Origin of the sequence: Nannocystis exedens (assembly GCF_002343915.1) — a bacterium.
GTDB classification, from domain to species: Bacteria; Myxococcota_A; Polyangia; order Nannocystales; family Nannocystaceae; genus Nannocystis; species Nannocystis exedens.
Map to the genome: position 1 here is coordinate 9,709,739 of NZ_NETK01000001.1, position 17,874 is coordinate 9,727,612.

Here is a 17,874-nt window from a genome sequence, read left to right on the forward strand (position 1 = left end):
TGATGAAGAAGTATCACTGGTCGTCATCCGCGACCATGGCTATTCCGCCGGCATGGCAACCGACGAGGCGGAGATCCGGGAGCACTTGCGGGCGACCTTCGAGGCGTGGAGCCGCGGCGACGCGCGGGCCTTCGCGGCCCTGTTCGCGCCCGAGGTCGATTACGTGATGTTCGACGGCTCGCTCGCGCGCGGGCGGGCGGAGGTCGAGCGGGGCCACGCGGAGCTGTTCGCGACGGTGCTGCGCGGCACCTGTCTGCGTGGGGAGGTCACCGACGTGCGCCGGATCGCGGAGGGCGTGGCGGTGGCCCACGCGATCGGCGGGGCCGTGTGGCCGTGGCAGCGCGAGATCCCGGCGGACCGGCTGTCGCGGCAGACGTACGTGCTGGTACGCGCCGGCGCGGGATGGACGATTACGGCGTTCCACAACACGCGCGTGCGGCCGCTGCCGCCGCCGGGGTCGCTGGGGTTCAAGCTGTTCGCGTGGTTCGTGCGGCTGCGCCTGCGGCTCCGCGGGGCGATCGGGTGAGGCGAAGCGGAGACGCACGAGCTCACGGAGCGCTCGCGGGCGGGCCGCCCGCGAACCCGGCCGAAGGGCTTCGGCGCAGCACGCGGACGGGCGAGAGGCAGTTTCGAGGCGAGCGTCGCCGAGCGCAGCCAGGAGGCACCGGCGAGGCCAGTGGCTTTCCCCGCCGGGCTACGCCACGGTATTTGCATGGGCGACGCAGGGACAGCGGACCCAGCCAAGTACCGCGCCACCGGATTGCTCTGTCAGAGCGCTGGGTCCGGCATCTACCGCGCGGTCCGAATCGAGGACAACCGGGCGGTCGTCATCAAGACGCTCGACCCGCGGATGCGCCCGGCGCGAGAGCTGGAGCGGCTGCGCGCGGAGTACGAGCTGGGGCGAGCGCTCGATATTCCCGGGACGGTGAAGCCGATCGCGTTGGATACTTATCGCGGTATGCCGGCGCTGGTGCTCGAGCACTTCGACGGGACGTTCCTCGAGCAGCTGCTCACCACGACCCCGTTGCCGATCGAGCGCTTCCTGGCGCTGGCGATCGGCATCGCCGGCGCGGTCGAGGAGCTCCACCGGCGCGACGTGGTCCACAAGGATCTGAAGCCGGACAACATCGTCGTCGACCCGGTCCGCGGCGAGGTCAAGCTGGCCAACCTCGGCGTCGCGTCGCCGCGGCACCGCGAGCCCGGGCTGGCGCCCACGCCCGGGGTCCTCGCAGGATCGCTGCCGTACATGTCGCCGGAGCAGACCGGGCGGATGAACCGCCCGCTCGACTGCCGGACGGACCTCTACTCGCTGGGGGTCACGTTCTATCGGATGCTGACCGGGCGCCTGCCGTTCCGCGCCAGCGATCCGCTCGAGTGGGTCCACTGTCACGTGGCGCGGCCGGTCACGCCGCCGGCGGCGCTGCGGCCGTCGATTCCGGCGGTGATCTCGGCGATCGTGGTGAAGCTGCTGGCGAAGGTGGCGGAGGACCGCTACCAGAGCGCGCGTGGCCTCCGCCGCGATCTCGAGCGGTGCCTGACGGAGTGGCGCGCGCGCGGGCGGGTCGAGTCGTTCCCGCTCGGCGAGGAGGACCTGTCGGAGCGGCCGTGCGCGCCGCAGGAGCTGTACGGCCGCGAGCGCGAGCTGGCGGCGCTCCGCGGGGCGTTCGAGGCGATGGTCGAGACCGGCGCGCCGGGGGTGGTGCGCGTGTCCGGCTATTCGGGGGTGGGCAAGTCGTCGCTGGTCTACAGGCTGCAGCGACCGATCGTGCAGGCGCACGGGTTCTTCCTCGCGGGCAAGTTCGATCAGTACCAGCGCGGGATCCCGTACGCGACGATCTCGCAGGCCTTCCGCGCGCTGGTCCGCGACATCCTCGCGGAGCCGGAGGAGCGCGTCACCGCGTGGCGCGGGCGCCTGACGGCGGCGCTCGGCCTGAACGCGCGGCTCATCGTCGACATCATCCCCGAGCTGGCGCTCGTCCTCGGCGAGCAGCCGCCGGTGCCCGAGCTGTCGGGAGCGGACGCGCAGAGTCGCTTCCACCTGGTGTTCCGCCAGTTCCTCGGGGTGTTCGCGGCCCGGGAGCACCCGGTGGCGCTGTTCCTCGACGACCTGCAATGGGTCGATCCGGCCAGCCTCGCGCTGCTCACTCACCTGGTCACGCACCCCGACATCCATTACTTCCTGTGGATCGGCGCGTATCGGGACAACGAGCTGAGCGCGGAGCACCCGTTGATGACGGCGCTGGCCCGCGTGCGCGAGGCGAACGTCCCGGTCTGCGACGTCGTCCTCAAGCCGCTGTCCGAGGAGCACGTCGCCGCGCTCGTGACGGCGACGTTCGGCGGCCGCGTCCGCGACCCGACCACGCTGGGCCGCCTGATCCACGGCAAGACGGGCGGCAACCCGTTCTTCGCGCTGCAGTTCATCAACATGCTTTACCAGGAGGGGCTCATCGCGCTCGACCTGTCGTCCGGGCTGTGGGCGGGCGATGCCCCGCGGATCCACGCCAAGGCGACGACGAGCAACGTCGCCGAGCTGATGGTGCGGACGCTGCAGCGCCTGTCCTCGCCGGCGCGCGAGGCCCTCAAGCTGGCCGCCTGCCTCGGCGGCGCCACCGAGCTCGGCCTGCTCGCGGCGCTCGCCGACCGGCCGGAAGCGGAGGTGCGGCGCGACCTGTCGGCCGCGGTCCAGGCGGGGCTGGTGCTGCGCGACGGCGACGCCTACAAGTTCGCCCACGACCGCGTGCAGGAGGCGGCGTTCAGCCTGATCCCGGCGGCGGAGCGCGCGGCCGTCCACCTGCGGATCGGGCGGCTGCTGCTGGCCCGCCTGTCGCGCGAGGAGCTCGAGGCGCAGGTGTTCGAGGTCGCCGCCCACTTCGAAGAGGGCGCGTACCTGCTCGAAAGGACAGATGAGAAGGTGCGCGTCGCCGAGCTCCACCTGGCGGCCGGGCGCAAGGCCCAGGCGTCGACCGCCTACGACGCGGCCGTGCGCTACTACGCGGCCGGGAGCGCGCTGCTCGACCCCGAGGCGTGGGCCGAGCAGCATTCGCTGGCCTTCTCGCTGGGGTTCGGGCGGGCCGAATGTGAATACCTGCAGGGGCGGTTCGACGCCGCGGAGTCGCTATTCGCGGCGCTGTTCGACCACGCGCAGACCCGCCGCGAGCGGGCGGAGATCCGCCGGATCGAGGTCGATCTGTTCACCAGCCGGCAAGAGCTCCGCACGGCGGTCGAGCGCGGGATCGAGGGCCTGCGCTGGCTCGGCGTCGAGCTGTCGGCCCACCCCTCGCGCGAGCAGGTGCGTCGCGAGCTGCAGACGATCCGGGACGCGCTCGGAGAGCGGGCGATCGAGGACCTGCTCGAGCTGCCGCGGCTCACCGATCCCGACATGCGCGCGGCGCTCGGGATCCTCGCGGTGCTGTTCGCCCCGGCCCTCAACACCGACCCCGAGCTGCCGTTCTTGTGCTACTGCCGGATGGTCCAGATCAGCCTGCGCCACGGCAACGGCGAGGGCTCCGCGCTCGGCTACGCGTACTTCGGGATGGTGCTCGGGCCGTCGTTCGGCCGCTATCACGAGGGGTATCGCTTCGGCAAGCTCGGGTACGACCTGGCGGAGCGGCTCGGGCTGGTGGCGTACCGCGCCAAGCTGCACTGCATCTTCGGCGACTGCGTCTGCTCCTGGACGCAGCACCTCCGCGGCGCGCTGCGCTACCTCGAGATCGCGTTCCAGGCGGCGCTCCAGACCGGCGACATCACGTTCGCCTGCTACTGCTGCAATCATTACGTGGCCGACCTGCTGGTCCTCGGCGAGCCGCTCGAGCAGGTCGAGCGCGAGACGGAGCGGCGGCTGGAATTCACGCGCAACGCCAACTTCGCCGGGTCGTCGCAGGTGCTGGTGGGGATCCAGCGGCTGGTCCGCAACCTCCAGGGGCGGACGAACAGCCGCGCGAGCTTCAGCGACGAGACGTTCGACGACGAGGCGTTCCAGACGGAGATGGTAGAGACGCCGTGGGCGGTCGTGCGGTGCTGGTACTTCATCATGAAGCTGCAGGCGCTGTTCCTCTGCGGCGATTACGAGGCGGCGCTGGCGGCGGGCGACCAGGCGGCGCCGATCTTGTGGTCCTCGCTCGCGCATGTCCAGGAGCCCGAGTACTGGTATTACTATGCGCTGGCGCTGGCGGCCCATGCGTCGTCCGTGGCGCCGGTGCGCCAGCGGGAGGCGCTCGCGGTGCTGGCCCGCCACGCGGCGAAGCTGGCCGAGTGGGCGGCCGCCTGCCCGGAGAACTTCGGCCACAAGCACGCGCTGGTCTCGGCCGAGATCGCCCGGCTCGAGGGCCGCGAGCGCGACGCCCTGCAATGCTACGACCGCGCGATCAAGGGGGCGCGCGCGCACGGCTTCGTGCAAAATCAGGCGATCGCCGACGAGCTCCTGGCCCGCTTCTACCGCGAACGCGGGCTCGAGATGCTGGCCGAGACGCACCTGCGCGCGGCGCGGGTCGGCTACTCGAAGTGGGGCGCGCACGGCAAGGTCCGGCAGCTCGACGAGCAAGGGTTGCTCCCGGCCGACGCGCCTCCGCACCGCGGCGAGGCGGGCGACACGGTCTCGGCGGAGCACATCGATCTGCTGGCGGTGACCAAGGCGTCGCAGTCGATCTCGAGCGAGATCGTGCAGGAGAAGCTGCTCCGCCGGCTGCTCAGCGTGGTGCTCGAGCAGAGCGGGGCCAACACGGCGCATCTGATCGGGGTGCGGCGCGGCGAGCTGACGCTGGAGGCCAGCGCGACGCTCGACGAGTCGGGGATGCGCGCCGACCTGCGGCGGCGCGGCCCCGAGGAGCTGGCCAGGCTGCTCCCGGCGTCGATCGTGCAGTACGTCCATCGCACGGGGCAGCGCGTGCTCCTCGACGACGCGCGGGCCGACCCGGGTCGGTTCGGCCTCGACGACTACGTCGCGCTGGTGCGGCCGCGCTCGCTGCTGTGCTTCCCGATCCGCCGCCGCGGCGCGGTGACGGACGTCCTCTACCTCGAGAACAGCCTGGTCCCGAGCGCGTTCCGCAGCGAACACCTGACGGTGCTCGAGCTGCTGGCGGCGCAGGCGGCCATCTCGCTCGAGAACGCGACGCTGCTGGCCCAGGAGCAGGCGGCGCGGCAGGCGGCCGAGGCGGACCACCGGCGCGCGGCGTTCCTCGGCGACGCGAGCAAGCTGCTCGGCGAGTCGCTCGACTTCGAGGAGGTGCTGCACCGCCTGACCGACCTCTGCGTGAGCTCGTTCGCCGACTGGTGCGCGATCGACGTCGTCGAGGACGGGGAGATCCGCCGCCTCACGTCGGTGCCGTCCGACCCGGCCCGGGCGGCTGCGCTCGAGGAGATGCGGTCTCGCTATCCGCCGCGCCTCGATTCACCGCACCCGTCGTCGATGGTGATTCGCACCGGCGCGCCGCTCCGCCTCGCGATGACCGAGGAGGACCGGGTGCGCTACTGCGTCGACGAGGGCCACGTCCGGCTGTTGCGGGAGGTCGGGGTCACGTCCGCGATCGTGGCGCCGCTGTCGTCGGGTCCGCAGATCATCGGCGCCATCACGCTCGGGTCGGCGCGGCCGGGCTTCGCCTACGCGGCCGCCGACCTCGACCTGCTGGTGGAGCTGGCCCGCCGCGCGGCGATGGCGATCGACAACGCCAGGCTCTACCGCCAGGCCCAGGCGGCGCTGCGGCTGCGCGACGAGTTCCTGTCGGTCGCGTCGCACGAGCTGCGCACGCCGATGACGTCGCTCACCCTCGCGCTGCAGACGATGGTCAAGCGGGCCCCGGACGGTGGGCCGCTCGATCCGCAGGTCACCAGCAAGCTGCTCGATCTGGCGAACCGTCAGGCGGGGCGGATGAACCGCCTCATCGGCGACCTCCTCGACGTGTCGCGCATCGAGACCTGGCAGCTCGCGCTGTCGCTCGCCGAGGTCGAGCTGAGCGGGCTCGTGCGCGAAATCGTGGGGCGGTTCCAGCCCGACCTCGCCCGCGCCGGCAGCCCGGTGACGATCGAGGCCGAGGCGCCGGTCATCGGCCGCTGGGACCGCTCGCGCCTCGAGCAGGTCGTCTCCAACATCCTCTCGAACGCGGCCAAGTTCGGGGCCGGCGCGCCGATCGAGATCGCGGTGGAAGGGGCTGAAGGCAGGGCTCGACTGACGATCCGGGACCACGGGATCGGCATCGATCCGGCCCACTTGCCGCGGATCTTCGAGCGCTTCGAGCGCGGCGTGTCGGCGCAGAACTACGGCGGGCTGGGGCTGGGCCTCTACATCGCCCGCCGGATCGTCGAGGGCCACTGCGGGACGATCCACGCCACGAGCACGCCGGGCGAGGGCTCGACGTTCATCGTCGAGCTGCCGTGCGCCGGGGCGACGGACGGAGGTCGACGGTCATGACGGCGGAGAGGCAGGAGGCGGGGGGGCTGGTGCTCGTGGTCGACGACGACCCGGACGTCTGCGAGACGCTGCAGACGGTCCTCGAGGTGTCGGGCTATCGCGTCGCGGCCGCGGTCAACGGTCGGGAGGCCCTGAAGACGCTGCGCAGCGGCGTCCGCCCGTGCCTGGTCCTGCTCGATCTGATGATGCCGGTGATGAACGGGCAGGAGTTCCGCGCCGAACAACGCCGGGACCCCTCGATCGCCGCGGTCCCGGTGGTGGTGGTGTCGGGCGACCACCGCGTGGCCGAGAAGGCGACGGAGATGGGCCTGGAAGGGCTGAGCAAGCCGATCGACATCGACGATCTGCTGCAGCTGGTGGGCCGCTTCTGCGGGCCGCCGGCATGCACGTGCTGAGCTCACCCTGGGTGATGGCGGGCGCGTCGAGGTCGATGGGCGTCGACATGTCGGGCCGCGGATCAGCCCGCGGCGAGGGGCGGGGACAAAGCGTCGAAGGCGGCTTCGCGGGCGCCGGCCGGGCCGGCGAGCGACCGGGGAAAAAATCGTCTGCTCCAGCGAACCGGTACTCCCCCCCTGGAACAACGGAGGCATGGATCCCACGACGACAACGAAGACAAGCGACGCGATATCGCCCGACCCCGAGGGCCTGAACGTCAGCGAGCACCGAGGTGCAGCACGCCCGCGGACCTACCTCGCCGCGGCGGCCAGCGGCCTCTCTCTCCTCGCGGGTGGCTACGCGGCCAGCATCCACGCGTTCGGGCAGCCCGCCGCGGACGAACAGGCTGTGGGCTTCACATTGCCCGAGACACTGCCTCTCTACACGGACAAGACCCCGATCTGTCACTACCTCGAGCGTGGCATCGACGACTTCAAGGCGGGACAGGCCGACTGGCACACCATCACCGCCGCCGAGGTCAAGACGCTCGCCGACATCGAGGAGCTCACCCTCGGCTTGGACGCGCCCTATACGCACTGCAGGGACAACCCGCGGAGCATCCCCTGCTCCGACGAGGACGTGAGCAAGGCCTTCTGCGTCGAGCAGTTGAGCCTCCGCGTCGGCGGCGTCCTGCTCTACGACCAGGTCGCGCCCGCGAACCAGTGTGTGATGGACGTCGGGAGCGGGCTCTACGGCATGCGCACGATATCGGGTTCGAAGCTGCGCTCGAACCCCCGGTGGGGCTTTACGGCCGCGGAGCTCGAGTCCTGGTTCAAGTACGTCGAGGTCGGACCCGACGGCGAGTTCAACTTCAAGCTCCCCGGGATCGCGTTCAGCGCCGAGCTGCTCGCGCGTACGGTCGAAGGGATTGTGGGGGATTGGCTCGCGCGCGAGGCGAAGGGGTGCGCGCAGAACGGGACGCTCGCATACGACGACAATCCTTATTGCGGGAACCGACGAGGAACGCTGTCGCACTCCATCCTCTTCTTCGCCGACGACGGCGTCGACTGCGACCTCGGGAATTGCCCCCCGAAGAGCGCGCGACGGTCCAGCCCGTGGGTCGAAACCGAAGGGCGGGCGAAAAGTGTCCACTTCGACCTCGACATCGAGGCGCTCAAGGGAGCTGCAGACCCGCAAGACTGCGTGAAGGATCCCTTCTCGCTCAAACTATGGTGCGGCACGAAGTACACCGACCGCGGGCAGGGGAGCGTCGAATTCGATCTCGGCCTTACATGCGATATCGGCCTCATCGCGGGGACACTCGCGGGCAAATCGTACAAGTATGCGCCCTGCGCGGACGATGCGCCGCTGCACCCCGCGCGGCGCTGCTGGAAGATCGAGGCGGCGACTCCGGCCAGCAAACGGGCGCATCTCCGCTGTCCGGCGGGCGACACGTCCAAGGCCTGCGGCATGAAGACGACCCAGTTCCGCTCGTACTACGACGTGAAAACGTCCGTGAGCGACCTCAGGATCGACGCCGAGGGAGGGCTCTACTATTTATATGCATTGGTCTTCAAATGCCTCTTCGGCGCGGCCTGCGATCCGGACGACGTGGCGACGGACATGTTGTCCGGGGCGGTCGACGCGAGCCTCTTGCAACAGACGTACTTCAGCGGCCTCGAGGGGTGCCCGGCCGTTTCGTACGAGCCGGATGGCGCGATCGTGGTCGATCTGCAACCTCTCGACATTTGCCCGCCCGGCAGCCCCGACCCACACTGTGCGACCAAGCTCGGATACGACGGACAGGGAAGCAAGCTCGTCGGCGATGCGAGCGCTTCGCCGCACGACGTGGCGGCCGCGCCCGCGTCTGTCGCTCCCACGGAGTTCTGGCTCGCGGCGAGCGGCAGCGCCCCACGCCTCGCAAGGGACCGATTTCCCGAGCTCGTGCGCTTCGTGCGTGCCCGCGCCGCGGCGAAGAAGTCGGGGTATGCGGCAGCGGCGACGGCGACGGCGACACCGACCGAGCGCTTCCGGATGGACGAGATCGACGGAGCGCTCACGGCCATGTGTGCCGCCGCCCCTGCTTGCTCGCCGAACCTCGACATCGCCGAGATCCCGCTCGCGGAGCTCGCGGCCGTCGATTTCGACGCGGTCCGGGCGACTCTCGACGGCCCCTGCTTGCCGGGGGAGGCGCCCGCCGTATGCGAGCAGCGCAAGCTCCTCGCCGTCCAGGCGAAGATCGGCTTCCTCCTCGACAACGACGAGTTCAAGGACAACTGCGTCGGCTACTCGTACCCGGGGCAGACGACCTCGCTCCTCCAGTATTATCGAGCCGCCGCCCAATGGTTCTCGGAGAAGCTCTTGCCCGCCTACGAAAAGACGGGGCCCACCAGCTGCCGGGCGCAGGCGAAGATCGAGACGCTCTTTCCGGCGATGGGCATCGAGCTCCGCGTCAAGACGCGTGAAGACGTGTCCGATACGTTCCCCTTCGTAAACCTGCGCGACAACGACAGCCCAGCGGTCGCCTCGTTGCGCCCCTCGCTCCGCTGCGCGCACTTGCGTGCGACGGAGCTGGAGTCGTCGAAGGCCCCCGCCTGCGGGACGAACGGGGTGCTCGCAAAGGGGCCCGGAGCGGCGGAGAAGCACGAGTGTGGCACCGTCGCGGGGGGCGCCTGTGCCGACTTTCGGGAGGCCGAAATCGGCGTTGCTTCGCTGGAGTCTCCGCAGTTCCATCCGAACGGTGATTCGGCGTGGTGGGCGCGCTGCGGGCACGACGTCGACAGCGGGCGGCCGATGACGTGCGTCGATTCGTTCTACCCGGGCGCCGCGCCGAACGTCGCCGGTACCTGCAAGATCTGCGGGACGCCGGACGAAGGGGAAGACCCGAACCTTTTCACGATGATCGGGTGCCGGCCTCAGAACGGTTCGTGCCCCTACGGGCTCGCCGAGTTCCCCGACGGGCTCTGCTGGTCCGAATCGGCCGGGCCGCCGGCGTGGATGTGCGAGGCGGATTGCGAAGCCATCTATAACGGCCACGGCTACTGCGTCCATGACACATCGTGGCGAGCCTGGGCGAAGAAGCGCTTCCCCGAGTACGCAACCCACCCGGACGAGTACGCCAGGCCCATCTGCGCCGATTTCGACTCCTGCCCGAACAGTGGGACCGGGTGCGCGTCGAGAGGCATGGCGTGCAACCCCGCGACATCCGCCTGCGACTTCGAGTGCTTCGAAGACAGCGATTGCGAGTCGCCGCTGCCGGCGCCCGCCTATCCGGCGGACTTCGTCTGCGACGACAATCGATGTGTCCACAAGTTCACGGCGAAGTGAGAAGCGCCGCGTGAGCACGCGGTACGCCGGCGGCGGGGCGAACCTCGTCGCCGAAGTGCCGCGGAGCGGACAAAGAGGGACGCCTCGTTCTCCGCCCGGGCAGCTCCGGGCGATGGCCTGTCTTGCGTCGGACCGGCACGTCATCGCCTGGTCCGGAAGATCTGCTCGGCCGGTCCATCGTGCCCAGGCTCACACCTGCTGGTGACCAGGGTCGGTCCGCGTTGCAACACTGCTGCCTCGTCGCTCGATGCCGGCCTCAGGCGCGAGGAGCTGGTCGCGCCAGCCGTTGCCGTCGCAGGTCTCGCCTCGGGCACGTCGAGCATGTCGATCGTGCCAGCGCTCCTCGCCCAGGGCAGCAGCAGCGACGCATCTCGCCGCGGAGGGCGAGCGCACATGCGAGATCGCGCGGTGATTGGAGCATTCGCGGCTCGAAGGGCGCCGGCCGAACGGCCTCCAGAAAACCCAGTCGCAACGCGGGATCATGGGGGCGTGGCTCGACCCGATCCCGCGTTGCTATCGTCGCCACGTATGTCCGCAGACTGGGAGACGGACAAGGCCCTCTTGGCCGCCTGGCGAGCCGGCGAGAGCACAGCGGGCAGACAGCTCTACGAGCGCCACTGCGACGCGGTCATCCGCGTGTTCGAGAACAAGCTCGGGGCCGAGGCCGAAGACCTGATCCAGCAGACCTTCCTGGCCCTGGTCCGCACGCGCGACGCCCTCCGCGAGGGCACGACGGTGCGGGCGTACCTGCTGACGACGGCCCGCAACCTGCTGATCGACCACCTGCGCAAGCGCGGGCGCGCCGGCGGGCCGCCGCTCGACCTCGAGCAGGTCAGCATCGCGGATCTCGAGCCCGGTCCCTCGTCGATCATCGCCCGGCGGCGCGAGCAGCAGCTCCTGCTCGCGGCGCTGCGCGCCATCCCCGTCGAGCATCAGCTCGCGCTCGAGCTGCACTACTGGGAGGGGCTCCCTGCGGCCGAGATCGCGGAGATCGTCGGGATCTCCCACTCGGCCATGCGCAGCCGCATGGTCCGGGCGCGGGAGCTGCTGCACGCGCAGCTGCGGCGCCTCGCCGAGACGCCGCAGCTGGTCGAGAGCACGCTCGATGGGCTGGAGAAGTGGGCCCGGGGCATTCGCGAGGTCAAGGGCTCAGGGCCTTGGTCAGGCGGTGGGGGGTCGGGCTCGTGAAGGGACGGCCGGGCGGCGTCGGCATCGGCAACAAGATGACCTTCATGCGCGTCGTCGAGAGCGTCCCTTCGGGGGAGATCGCACGGACCTCGAAGTCACATTGAGGATACGTCGTCTGAGTGTCGACGAATTCGATGGCGAAGACATTGCTGCCCTCCGGCACGACGCGGAGCCCCCCGCCGATGGTATGCGAAGGGACGACGATATGCATAGGTATCAAGAATTGCAGCCTCATGCAGCCTTTGTACGTGTCCCAACAGATCACCGGGTGACCTTCGAACGTGGGCGAGGGCGCGGTCGAAATTGCTGCCCCTAGCTGCAGATCGGTCGAGGTGTTGGGCTGCGCGACCTCGAGGGCCGACAGTACGGCGGTCCGCTCGACGACGTTGCACACGATTTGCATGAGGGCGATGTTGTCTGCTTTGATGTGACTCATGGTTGAACTCATTCGCTCTGTCAATCAATTGGTCCGTTCGTCCAGCCGAGGCAGCGTCGCTCGTCCTCGCTGGCTTCCACGTCGATCAGGAGTCGGTCGATCTCGTGGCGATCGCCGGGCTCGAGCGCCGCGATGTCGGTCGGCGCGATCGCGCCGCAGCCTGTTTCACGCCCGGCTCGCCGATCGATCAGCATGACGAGCATGCTGCGCTCGACGCCGGTGGCCAGGTCGAGCTCGGCGAGACCATCGAGCAGCGCACGCGCACGAGCGTGCTCGCCCCGACGAAGCGCGATGCCGGCCAACGCGAGCTCGATCTCCGGTCGGCTCTTCTCGGGCCCGCGCAGCGCTTCGAACAGCGACCGGGCGTCGTCGAGTCGGCCGAGGGCGAACAGGCACCTGGCGCGGTTGAAATCGATCTCGCCGAGCGTGGACAGGAACGTCGGTTCGTTCGGTAAAAATGCGCGAGCTCGATCGTAATACCCGAGCGCCGTACCGAAGTCGCCGGCGCGGGATTCGACCAGCCCGGCGGCGAGCAAGGGCCCTGCGTGCTGGTAATCGTCGGGGGCGAGGGCCTTCGAGTAAATTGCTCGCGCGTCTTCGACATTGCGCCGCGCCTCGACGATATCGCCGGATTCGGCCGCCACCGTGGCCAACGAGACGAAGGCGTCGCCGACCGCCACCGCAGCCTCGTCATGCGCGGCCAGCCAGACCGCGGCCGCGTGCTCGAGCAGATCGACGCCTCTTCGCCGCTCGGCGGCGGCGTCGGAGCCGAGCAGCAGTCGAGCGAGCGCGAATTCATAGTTTCCGACTTTCGGGTGGCCCTCGCCGTAAAGTGCCTCGGCCTCGGCGAGCGCCCGCTCGGCCAGGTCGATCGCCTGCCGGCCGATGTGGAGCTTGGCGAGCCCCGCGGCGCACACCGGCCGCCATTGATTCGCCACTGCGCCGATGCTCCGCCACGTTTGCTCGTCCGCGACGAACTCGGTGAACAGCTCGAGCCCTCGCTCGAAGGCCGCAACGGCGTCTGCCGGGCGTGAGGCGTGGCCGAGCAAAATACCACGAATGCAGTGCAGCCGCGCTTCGAGTTCGGGCGGCGAATCGAGGCGCGCGACCGCGATCTCGGCGCGCTCGAGCCGTTCCGCGGTGCCGACGAGCGGACCCGTCGGTCGATCTGCGCTCCAGTGGGCCAGCAGGGTCCAGGCGTGCGCCGCGAGCCGGTCGTGGCGGGCCCGCTCGGCTTGCTTGGCTGCGCTCTCGAGCAGGGAGAGGCTCGCGCGCGGCTCGCCGACTTCGAGCTGGAGGCTGAGTCGCGCGACCTCCAGCTCGGCTGCGAAGGGCTTGTAGGCGAACTCGGCGGCGTCGCGTGCGAGCGCGGCGTAGGCCGCGTCGGCCTCGCGGAGGTGCCCGGTGAGCGCCAGGGTCCGGGCCTCGGCCAGGGCCTTGCGGTGGCGCGCGAGCTCGTCCTCCATGTCCTCAGGGACAGGCGCGAGCCCGAGCCGCATGGCTTCGTCGTCGTCGCAGGCGCGCAGCGAGGGCAGCTCCGCCAGGCTCTCGACCGCGTGCGTGACGGTCCGCTCATCCGCGGCGATCATCGCGTCGACCAGCGGTGCGACCTCGGCGTGAACACCGTCGAGGCAGCGCGCGCGGCGGCTCTGCTCTTCACCGCTGCGACACACGCCCATGCGCTGCTCGGACCACGCCGTGGTCCAGCGCCCGAGCGCTGCATGCACTCGCTCGTAGCTGCCGGCGGCGAAGGCGAGGCCGCTGGCCTCGAAGCGTTCGCGGGCTTGCGCCGCTCGCTCCGCGGTCCACAGCTCGGCGCTGCGCAGCTCGATGTGGCGGCAAGGATCTTCGAGGGTCGCCCGCTCGTAGGCGACGCCCACGCCCACGCCCATCACCAGGCCAGCAGCCGTCAACGCCGGCCATGCCTGTCCGCGGGCGATCACCCGCTCGAGCGCGGTGAGCAGCTCGTCCATGCTCGGCCAGCGCTCGCCGGGCTCGCGGGCGAGGCCGCGCTCGACGATCTTCCACAGTCGCCGCGGCAGACCCCGGCGGGCCGGCGGTGGCACGGGTCCGCGCTGCATGGCCGCGAGCCGCTGCTCGACGCTGCGGCCGGCAAACGGCTGCTCGCCCCACAGGGCATGATAGAGCGCGACGCAGAACGAGAACTGATCGCTGGCCGCGTCGGCGACCTCGCCGCGCAGCTGCTCCGGCGGCATGTAGGCCAGGGTCCCGAGCACCGTGCCGGGGCGGGTGAGCGCCTGGTCGCGCGCGTCGTCCACGGTGCTCTGGAGCTGCAGGTCGTCGAGCCCGGCGAGCCGAGCGAGGCCGAAGTCGAGCACCCGAACCCGTCGCTGGTCGTCCTGCTCGGAGATCAGGACGTTGTCGGGCTTGAAGTCGCGATGCACGAGCCCGGCGCGGTGGGCCGCGAGCAGCCCGCGGCCGGCCTCGACATACACCGCGACGATCTCGCGCCAGTTCGGCCGGGTCTCCTCGAGCCAGGCTCGCAGCGTGCGGCCCTCGACGTACTCCATGGCGACGAAGGGGCGGCCCTCGTGCTCTCCGACCTCGTAGACCTCGACGACGTTGGGGTGGCTGATCTGTGCGAGCGCCTGGGCCTCGCGTCGCGTCCGCTCGCCGGCGGAGCTCGAGCCCGCCCCCGAGCGCAGCAGCTTGACGGCGACGCGCCGGCGCAGCTCCGGGTCGCGGGCGAGGAACACCTCGCCCATGCCGCCGCAACCGAGCCGGCGCTCGATCTCGAAGCGACCGATCTTGACTTCCGCCGCTCCGCCGAACAGCGCGAGGCGGACCTGATCGCGGAGCAATGCGTGGCCGATGTCTCTGTCGGGCGTCGGGACGTACACGAACAGATCGGCGCCGGAGTCGTTCATTTTGCGCGCCATCTCAGCACGATCGTCGTACCCGTGACGAGCACGAAGCTCGGCGGGGGTGCGACGGGGTGTGCGCGTGGCTTCGTTCACGGGACTCCGGGCTCGGTTCATCATGGAAGACGACGGCCGAGCCGGGGTGTCCAAGACTCGGCAGCAAAAACCGAAAGATCTTTTGGGCGGCCCGTGAACCCGAGATTGTGGGCCATGAGCCCCATCTCGGGGCTGCTCTCACTTGCAGACATCGGACCTGACGAGAGGGCTCCTCGTCCTCGCCGCGGACGTACGTTCGGGCGCACGCCCCGTGTACCATGGCTCCGTGGCCACGGAGCAAGACGACGAGGACGTCGCGTGCCTCGCCGCCTGGCGAGCGGGCGACCGCGCAGCCGGACAGCGGCTCTTCGCCCGCTACTACGACCCTGTCGCCCGTTTCTTCCGCAACAAGGTCGGCGACGCGAGCGCCGATCTCATCCAGCGGACGTTCCTCGCCTGTCTCGAGAGTCTGCCGCGTTTTCGCGGCGACGGGACCTTCCGCAGTTACCTGTTTGCGATCGCGTATCGCCAGCTGTGTAAGAACTACCGCGCTCGCAAGGGCGACAAGATCGATCTCACCAGCGTCTCGGCGTTCGCGCTCGATCCCTCGATCTCCGGCCTCATCGCCGAGCGCGAAGAGATGCGGATCTTCCTCGCCAGTCTGCGCGAGATCCCCCTCGAGCTGCAGGTCGCGCTCGAGCTGTATTACTGGGAGCAGTGCTCGGTCGCCGAGATCGCGATTGCGCTGGAACTACCGGCGGGGACCGTCAAGTCGCGGCTGTATCGCGGACGCGAGCTGCTGCGGGCGGCGATCGAGCGCCTCGCCGCCAGCGGGGACCTGGCCGAGCGCACGATCGACGGGATGGAGACGTGGGCGAGGGCGGTGCGCGAGCGCTGCTGGCAGCAGCAGGCCTGACGGCCGCGGACTGCGACGTCGCCGAGCGTCACTGCGGGAGGACGAGCTTGAGGCCCTGGCCCGTCATGTCCGAATAGGTGTACGGATTGATGAGGCCGGTGACGACGAGCTTGATCTCGTAGGTGTCGGGGTCGACCTTGTAGGCCTTGTTGGCCTTGTCGACGACCCACACGTAGCCCTCGTTGTCGATGCTGACGCCCCACGGAGAGCCGCAGTCGGGCAGGGTGATGTTCTGGTTGGTCCAGGTTTTGGTGTCGCCGTCGAGCTCGATGAGGCGGCACGGGCCGTTGGCGGCGCCCCACACCCGGTTCTCGTCGTCGACGGCGATGCCGAGCGCGCCGCCGCCGGGGTTGCCGCCGTTGCCCATGCCCTGCCACTGCTTGGCGACCGGGTCGTAGAAGTACATGTGGTCGTTGCCGGAGAAGCTGCCGACCCACATGTTGCCGTTCTGGTCGACGCCCATGCCGTACTTGTACTGTCCGGGGGAGAAGCCGAGCTCCTCGATCTCGAGGGTGAGGGCGTCGATGCGGATCGAGATCTCGTTGTCGTAGCCGATGACGAACAGGTCGCCGGCGGAATTGACGGCGCCGCCGTAGGGGCCGAACGAGTTGCTGGTCCAGCCGGGGCGCTGGACGTCGTCGAGGATCGCGCCGGTGTCGCCGTCGAGGCGCGCGAAGTGGGCGACGCCGTTCACGTCCTTGTAGCCGACCCACAGCCGCGGGACGGGCGTCTCGCAGGTGACCGGGTCCTGCGCCACGCCCTCCCACGCGGTCGGGCGCGCGCCGCCGTAATAGCCGTCGGCGAGCGGCAGCGGGGTGTGCCACACCACGCATTCGTCCTGGCCCCACGGGCGGATGTCGCCCGGTCCGGTCGAGGTGTCGATCACCCCGTTGCCGTTCTTGTCGACGCACTTCTCCGGCAATGCCATGACCTTGGTGACGCTGCCCGGGTTGCGGTTGCTGACCGCGACGTCGCCGAACTGATTGACGGAGGTGCGCGACGGCTCGCCGCTGTCGGGCACCGGGTTCGTGTAATAGCGGCCCTCCTCGACGCCCGTCATGGTGTTGATCTTCGAGACGGTGCCCTGGGTGGTGTTGGCGATCCAGATGTAATCGAAGGTGACGGGCTGATCGTCGGGCGGACAGACCGGGGGCCCGCCCATGTCGAGCTTCATGCCGCCCGAGGTGGTGGTGGTCGCGGTGGTGGCGGTGCCGTCGGTGACGGTGACGGTGACGCCCTCGGTGGTGGTGCCCGTGGTCGTGCTCGTCGGCGCGGTGGTGGTCGGCGCAGTGGTGGTGGTGCCCTGGGTCTCGCCCTGTGTGCCGGTGCCCGTCGGCGGGTCACCCGAGGTCTGCGTGGCCGTGCCGTCGCCGGTCTCGGTCAGCGTCCCCGCGGTGCCGGTCGGGGCCGTGCCCTGCGTGGCCGTGCCGTCGCTCATCGTGCCGCTGCCGGCGTCGCCGCATCCGTGGATCGCCGCGACGACGGCGAGGGTGACTGCGTGTGCTTGGCAGCGAAGATGAGTCGAACTACGCATCCTCCGATGAGAGCAGAAACCCTCGATCGAGACAAGCGCGCTGGCGCGCACGAGGGCCGCAGAGGCACCCGGGAGCTTGTCTGGCCAGCGCTGTCGGATGAGGGTCGGGCAGACTCTCAGGGTGTCCTCGGCCATTCCCTCGCTCGCTCGCCCGACGCGGAGTGAGCCGACCTCGACGCGGGGAGCAACGACGCGCGTGCGGTCGACCTCGCCGAGCGTGTGCGCGCTCGACCTCCTGGCGTCGTGCATGACGCCAGCCTGCACCTTGACCTCGGGTCAAGGTGAAACCCGACCGAACATTCGACGGACATGACCGAAGAGGCAGATCCAGCGCGAGCGCACCTTCGCTCGGTCAGTTGCTGGCCGCCTGCGTGCAGGTCTCGCTCGCCGGGCCGCTCTTCGCCGCGGTGGCCGGCAGCGTGAAGTAGAACCTCGCGCCCGCACCAGGCTCGCGCTCGGCCCAGATCCGCCCACCGTGGGCGGAGACGGTGTCGAGCACCGCGAAGCGGACCTCCGCCGCCTGCGGCACGTCGGAGAGGGTCACCTGACCGCCCGCGGGCGTGAACTTGAGTGCGTTGCCGACGAGGTGCGAGAGCACCTGAATCACGCGCTCGCGATCGGCGAGAACGATCATTCCAGGCCGATCCACGCGCTGTTCGAATCGCGAGAGCGCGGGAGACGATTACAAAACTCGACCTGCCCGCTCGCGATCACGCTCGCCGACTTCGAGCGCAGGAAGCAGAGCGCCCCCGTTCGCGCGCGTCGGAGATCGATCTG

At 70.0% G+C, this 17,874-nt stretch carries 10 protein-coding genes; 6 read left to right on the plus strand and 4 right to left on the minus strand.

The genetic code is table 11. The features are described from left to right. Nucleotides 1–52 precede the first annotated feature (52 nt). The 5 genes from NAEX_RS37865 (at nt 53) to NAEX_RS37885 (ending at nt 11,293) form a co-directional block, all read left to right on the plus strand. Nucleotides 53–526: an SgcJ/EcaC family oxidoreductase gene (locus tag NAEX_RS37865; RefSeq protein WP_096332335.1), complete on the plus strand. Its 474-nt coding sequence runs from the start codon at nt 53–55 to the stop codon at nt 524–526. A 186-nt stretch (nt 527–712) separates the two neighbouring features. Next, the gene (locus tag NAEX_RS37870) at nt 713–6,403 is read left to right on the plus strand and encodes an AAA family ATPase (RefSeq protein WP_096332336.1); all 5,691 of its coding nucleotides are present in this window, start codon (nt 713–715) and stop codon (nt 6,401–6,403) included. Next, the gene (locus tag NAEX_RS37875) at nt 6,400–6,798 is read left to right on the plus strand and encodes a response regulator (protein WP_096332337.1); all 399 of its coding nucleotides are present in this window, start codon (nt 6,400–6,402) and stop codon (nt 6,796–6,798) included. The genes NAEX_RS37870 and NAEX_RS37875 overlap by 4 nt, the downstream gene beginning before the upstream one ends. A gap of 193 nt (nt 6,799–6,991) precedes the next feature. Beyond that, nucleotides 6,992–10,105 (plus strand): hypothetical protein, encoded by a 3,114-nt coding sequence (locus NAEX_RS37880; protein WP_096332338.1) that lies wholly within the window; start codon nt 6,992–6,994, stop codon nt 10,103–10,105. A gap of 528 nt (nt 10,106–10,633) precedes the next feature. Further along, on the plus strand, nt 10,634–11,293 hold the full coding sequence (locus NAEX_RS37885; protein WP_096332339.1) for an RNA polymerase sigma factor: 660 nt from the start codon (nt 10,634–10,636) through the stop codon (nt 11,291–11,293). Here NAEX_RS37885 and NAEX_RS37890 read toward each other — a convergent pair. Then, the gene (locus NAEX_RS37890) at nt 11,247–11,729 is read right to left on the minus strand and encodes a hypothetical protein (RefSeq protein ID WP_096332340.1); all 483 of its coding nucleotides are present in this window, start codon (nt 11,727–11,729) and stop codon (nt 11,247–11,249) included. The two genes, NAEX_RS37885 and NAEX_RS37890, sit on opposite strands and share 47 nt — an antisense overlap. Nucleotides 11,730–11,749: 20 nt before the next feature. Then, nucleotides 11,750–14,617, minus strand: a complete 2,868-nt coding sequence (locus NAEX_RS37895; RefSeq protein WP_170136345.1) for a serine/threonine-protein kinase — start codon at nt 14,615–14,617, stop codon at nt 11,750–11,752. A gap of 316 nt (nt 14,618–14,933) precedes the next feature. On the opposite strand from NAEX_RS37895, the gene NAEX_RS37900 reads away from it, so the two are divergent. Then, complete coding sequence (locus NAEX_RS37900; protein WP_096333862.1) at nt 14,934–15,563, plus strand: RNA polymerase sigma factor; 630 nt, start codon at nt 14,934–14,936, stop codon at nt 15,561–15,563. Nucleotides 15,564–15,591: 28 nt separating this feature from the next. Here the strand turns inward: NAEX_RS37900 and NAEX_RS37905 are convergent, their stop codons facing one another. Both NAEX_RS37905 and NAEX_RS37910 read right to left on the minus strand, forming a co-directional pair. Beyond that, nucleotides 15,592–17,097, minus strand: a complete 1,506-nt coding sequence (locus tag NAEX_RS37905) for an NHL repeat-containing protein (protein ID WP_143825705.1) — start codon at nt 17,095–17,097, stop codon at nt 15,592–15,594. A 352-nt stretch (nt 17,098–17,449) separates the two neighbouring features. Then, complete coding sequence (locus tag NAEX_RS37910; protein ID WP_096332343.1) at nt 17,450–17,731, minus strand: hypothetical protein; 282 nt, start codon at nt 17,729–17,731, stop codon at nt 17,450–17,452. Nucleotides 17,732–17,874 lie beyond the last annotated feature (143 nt).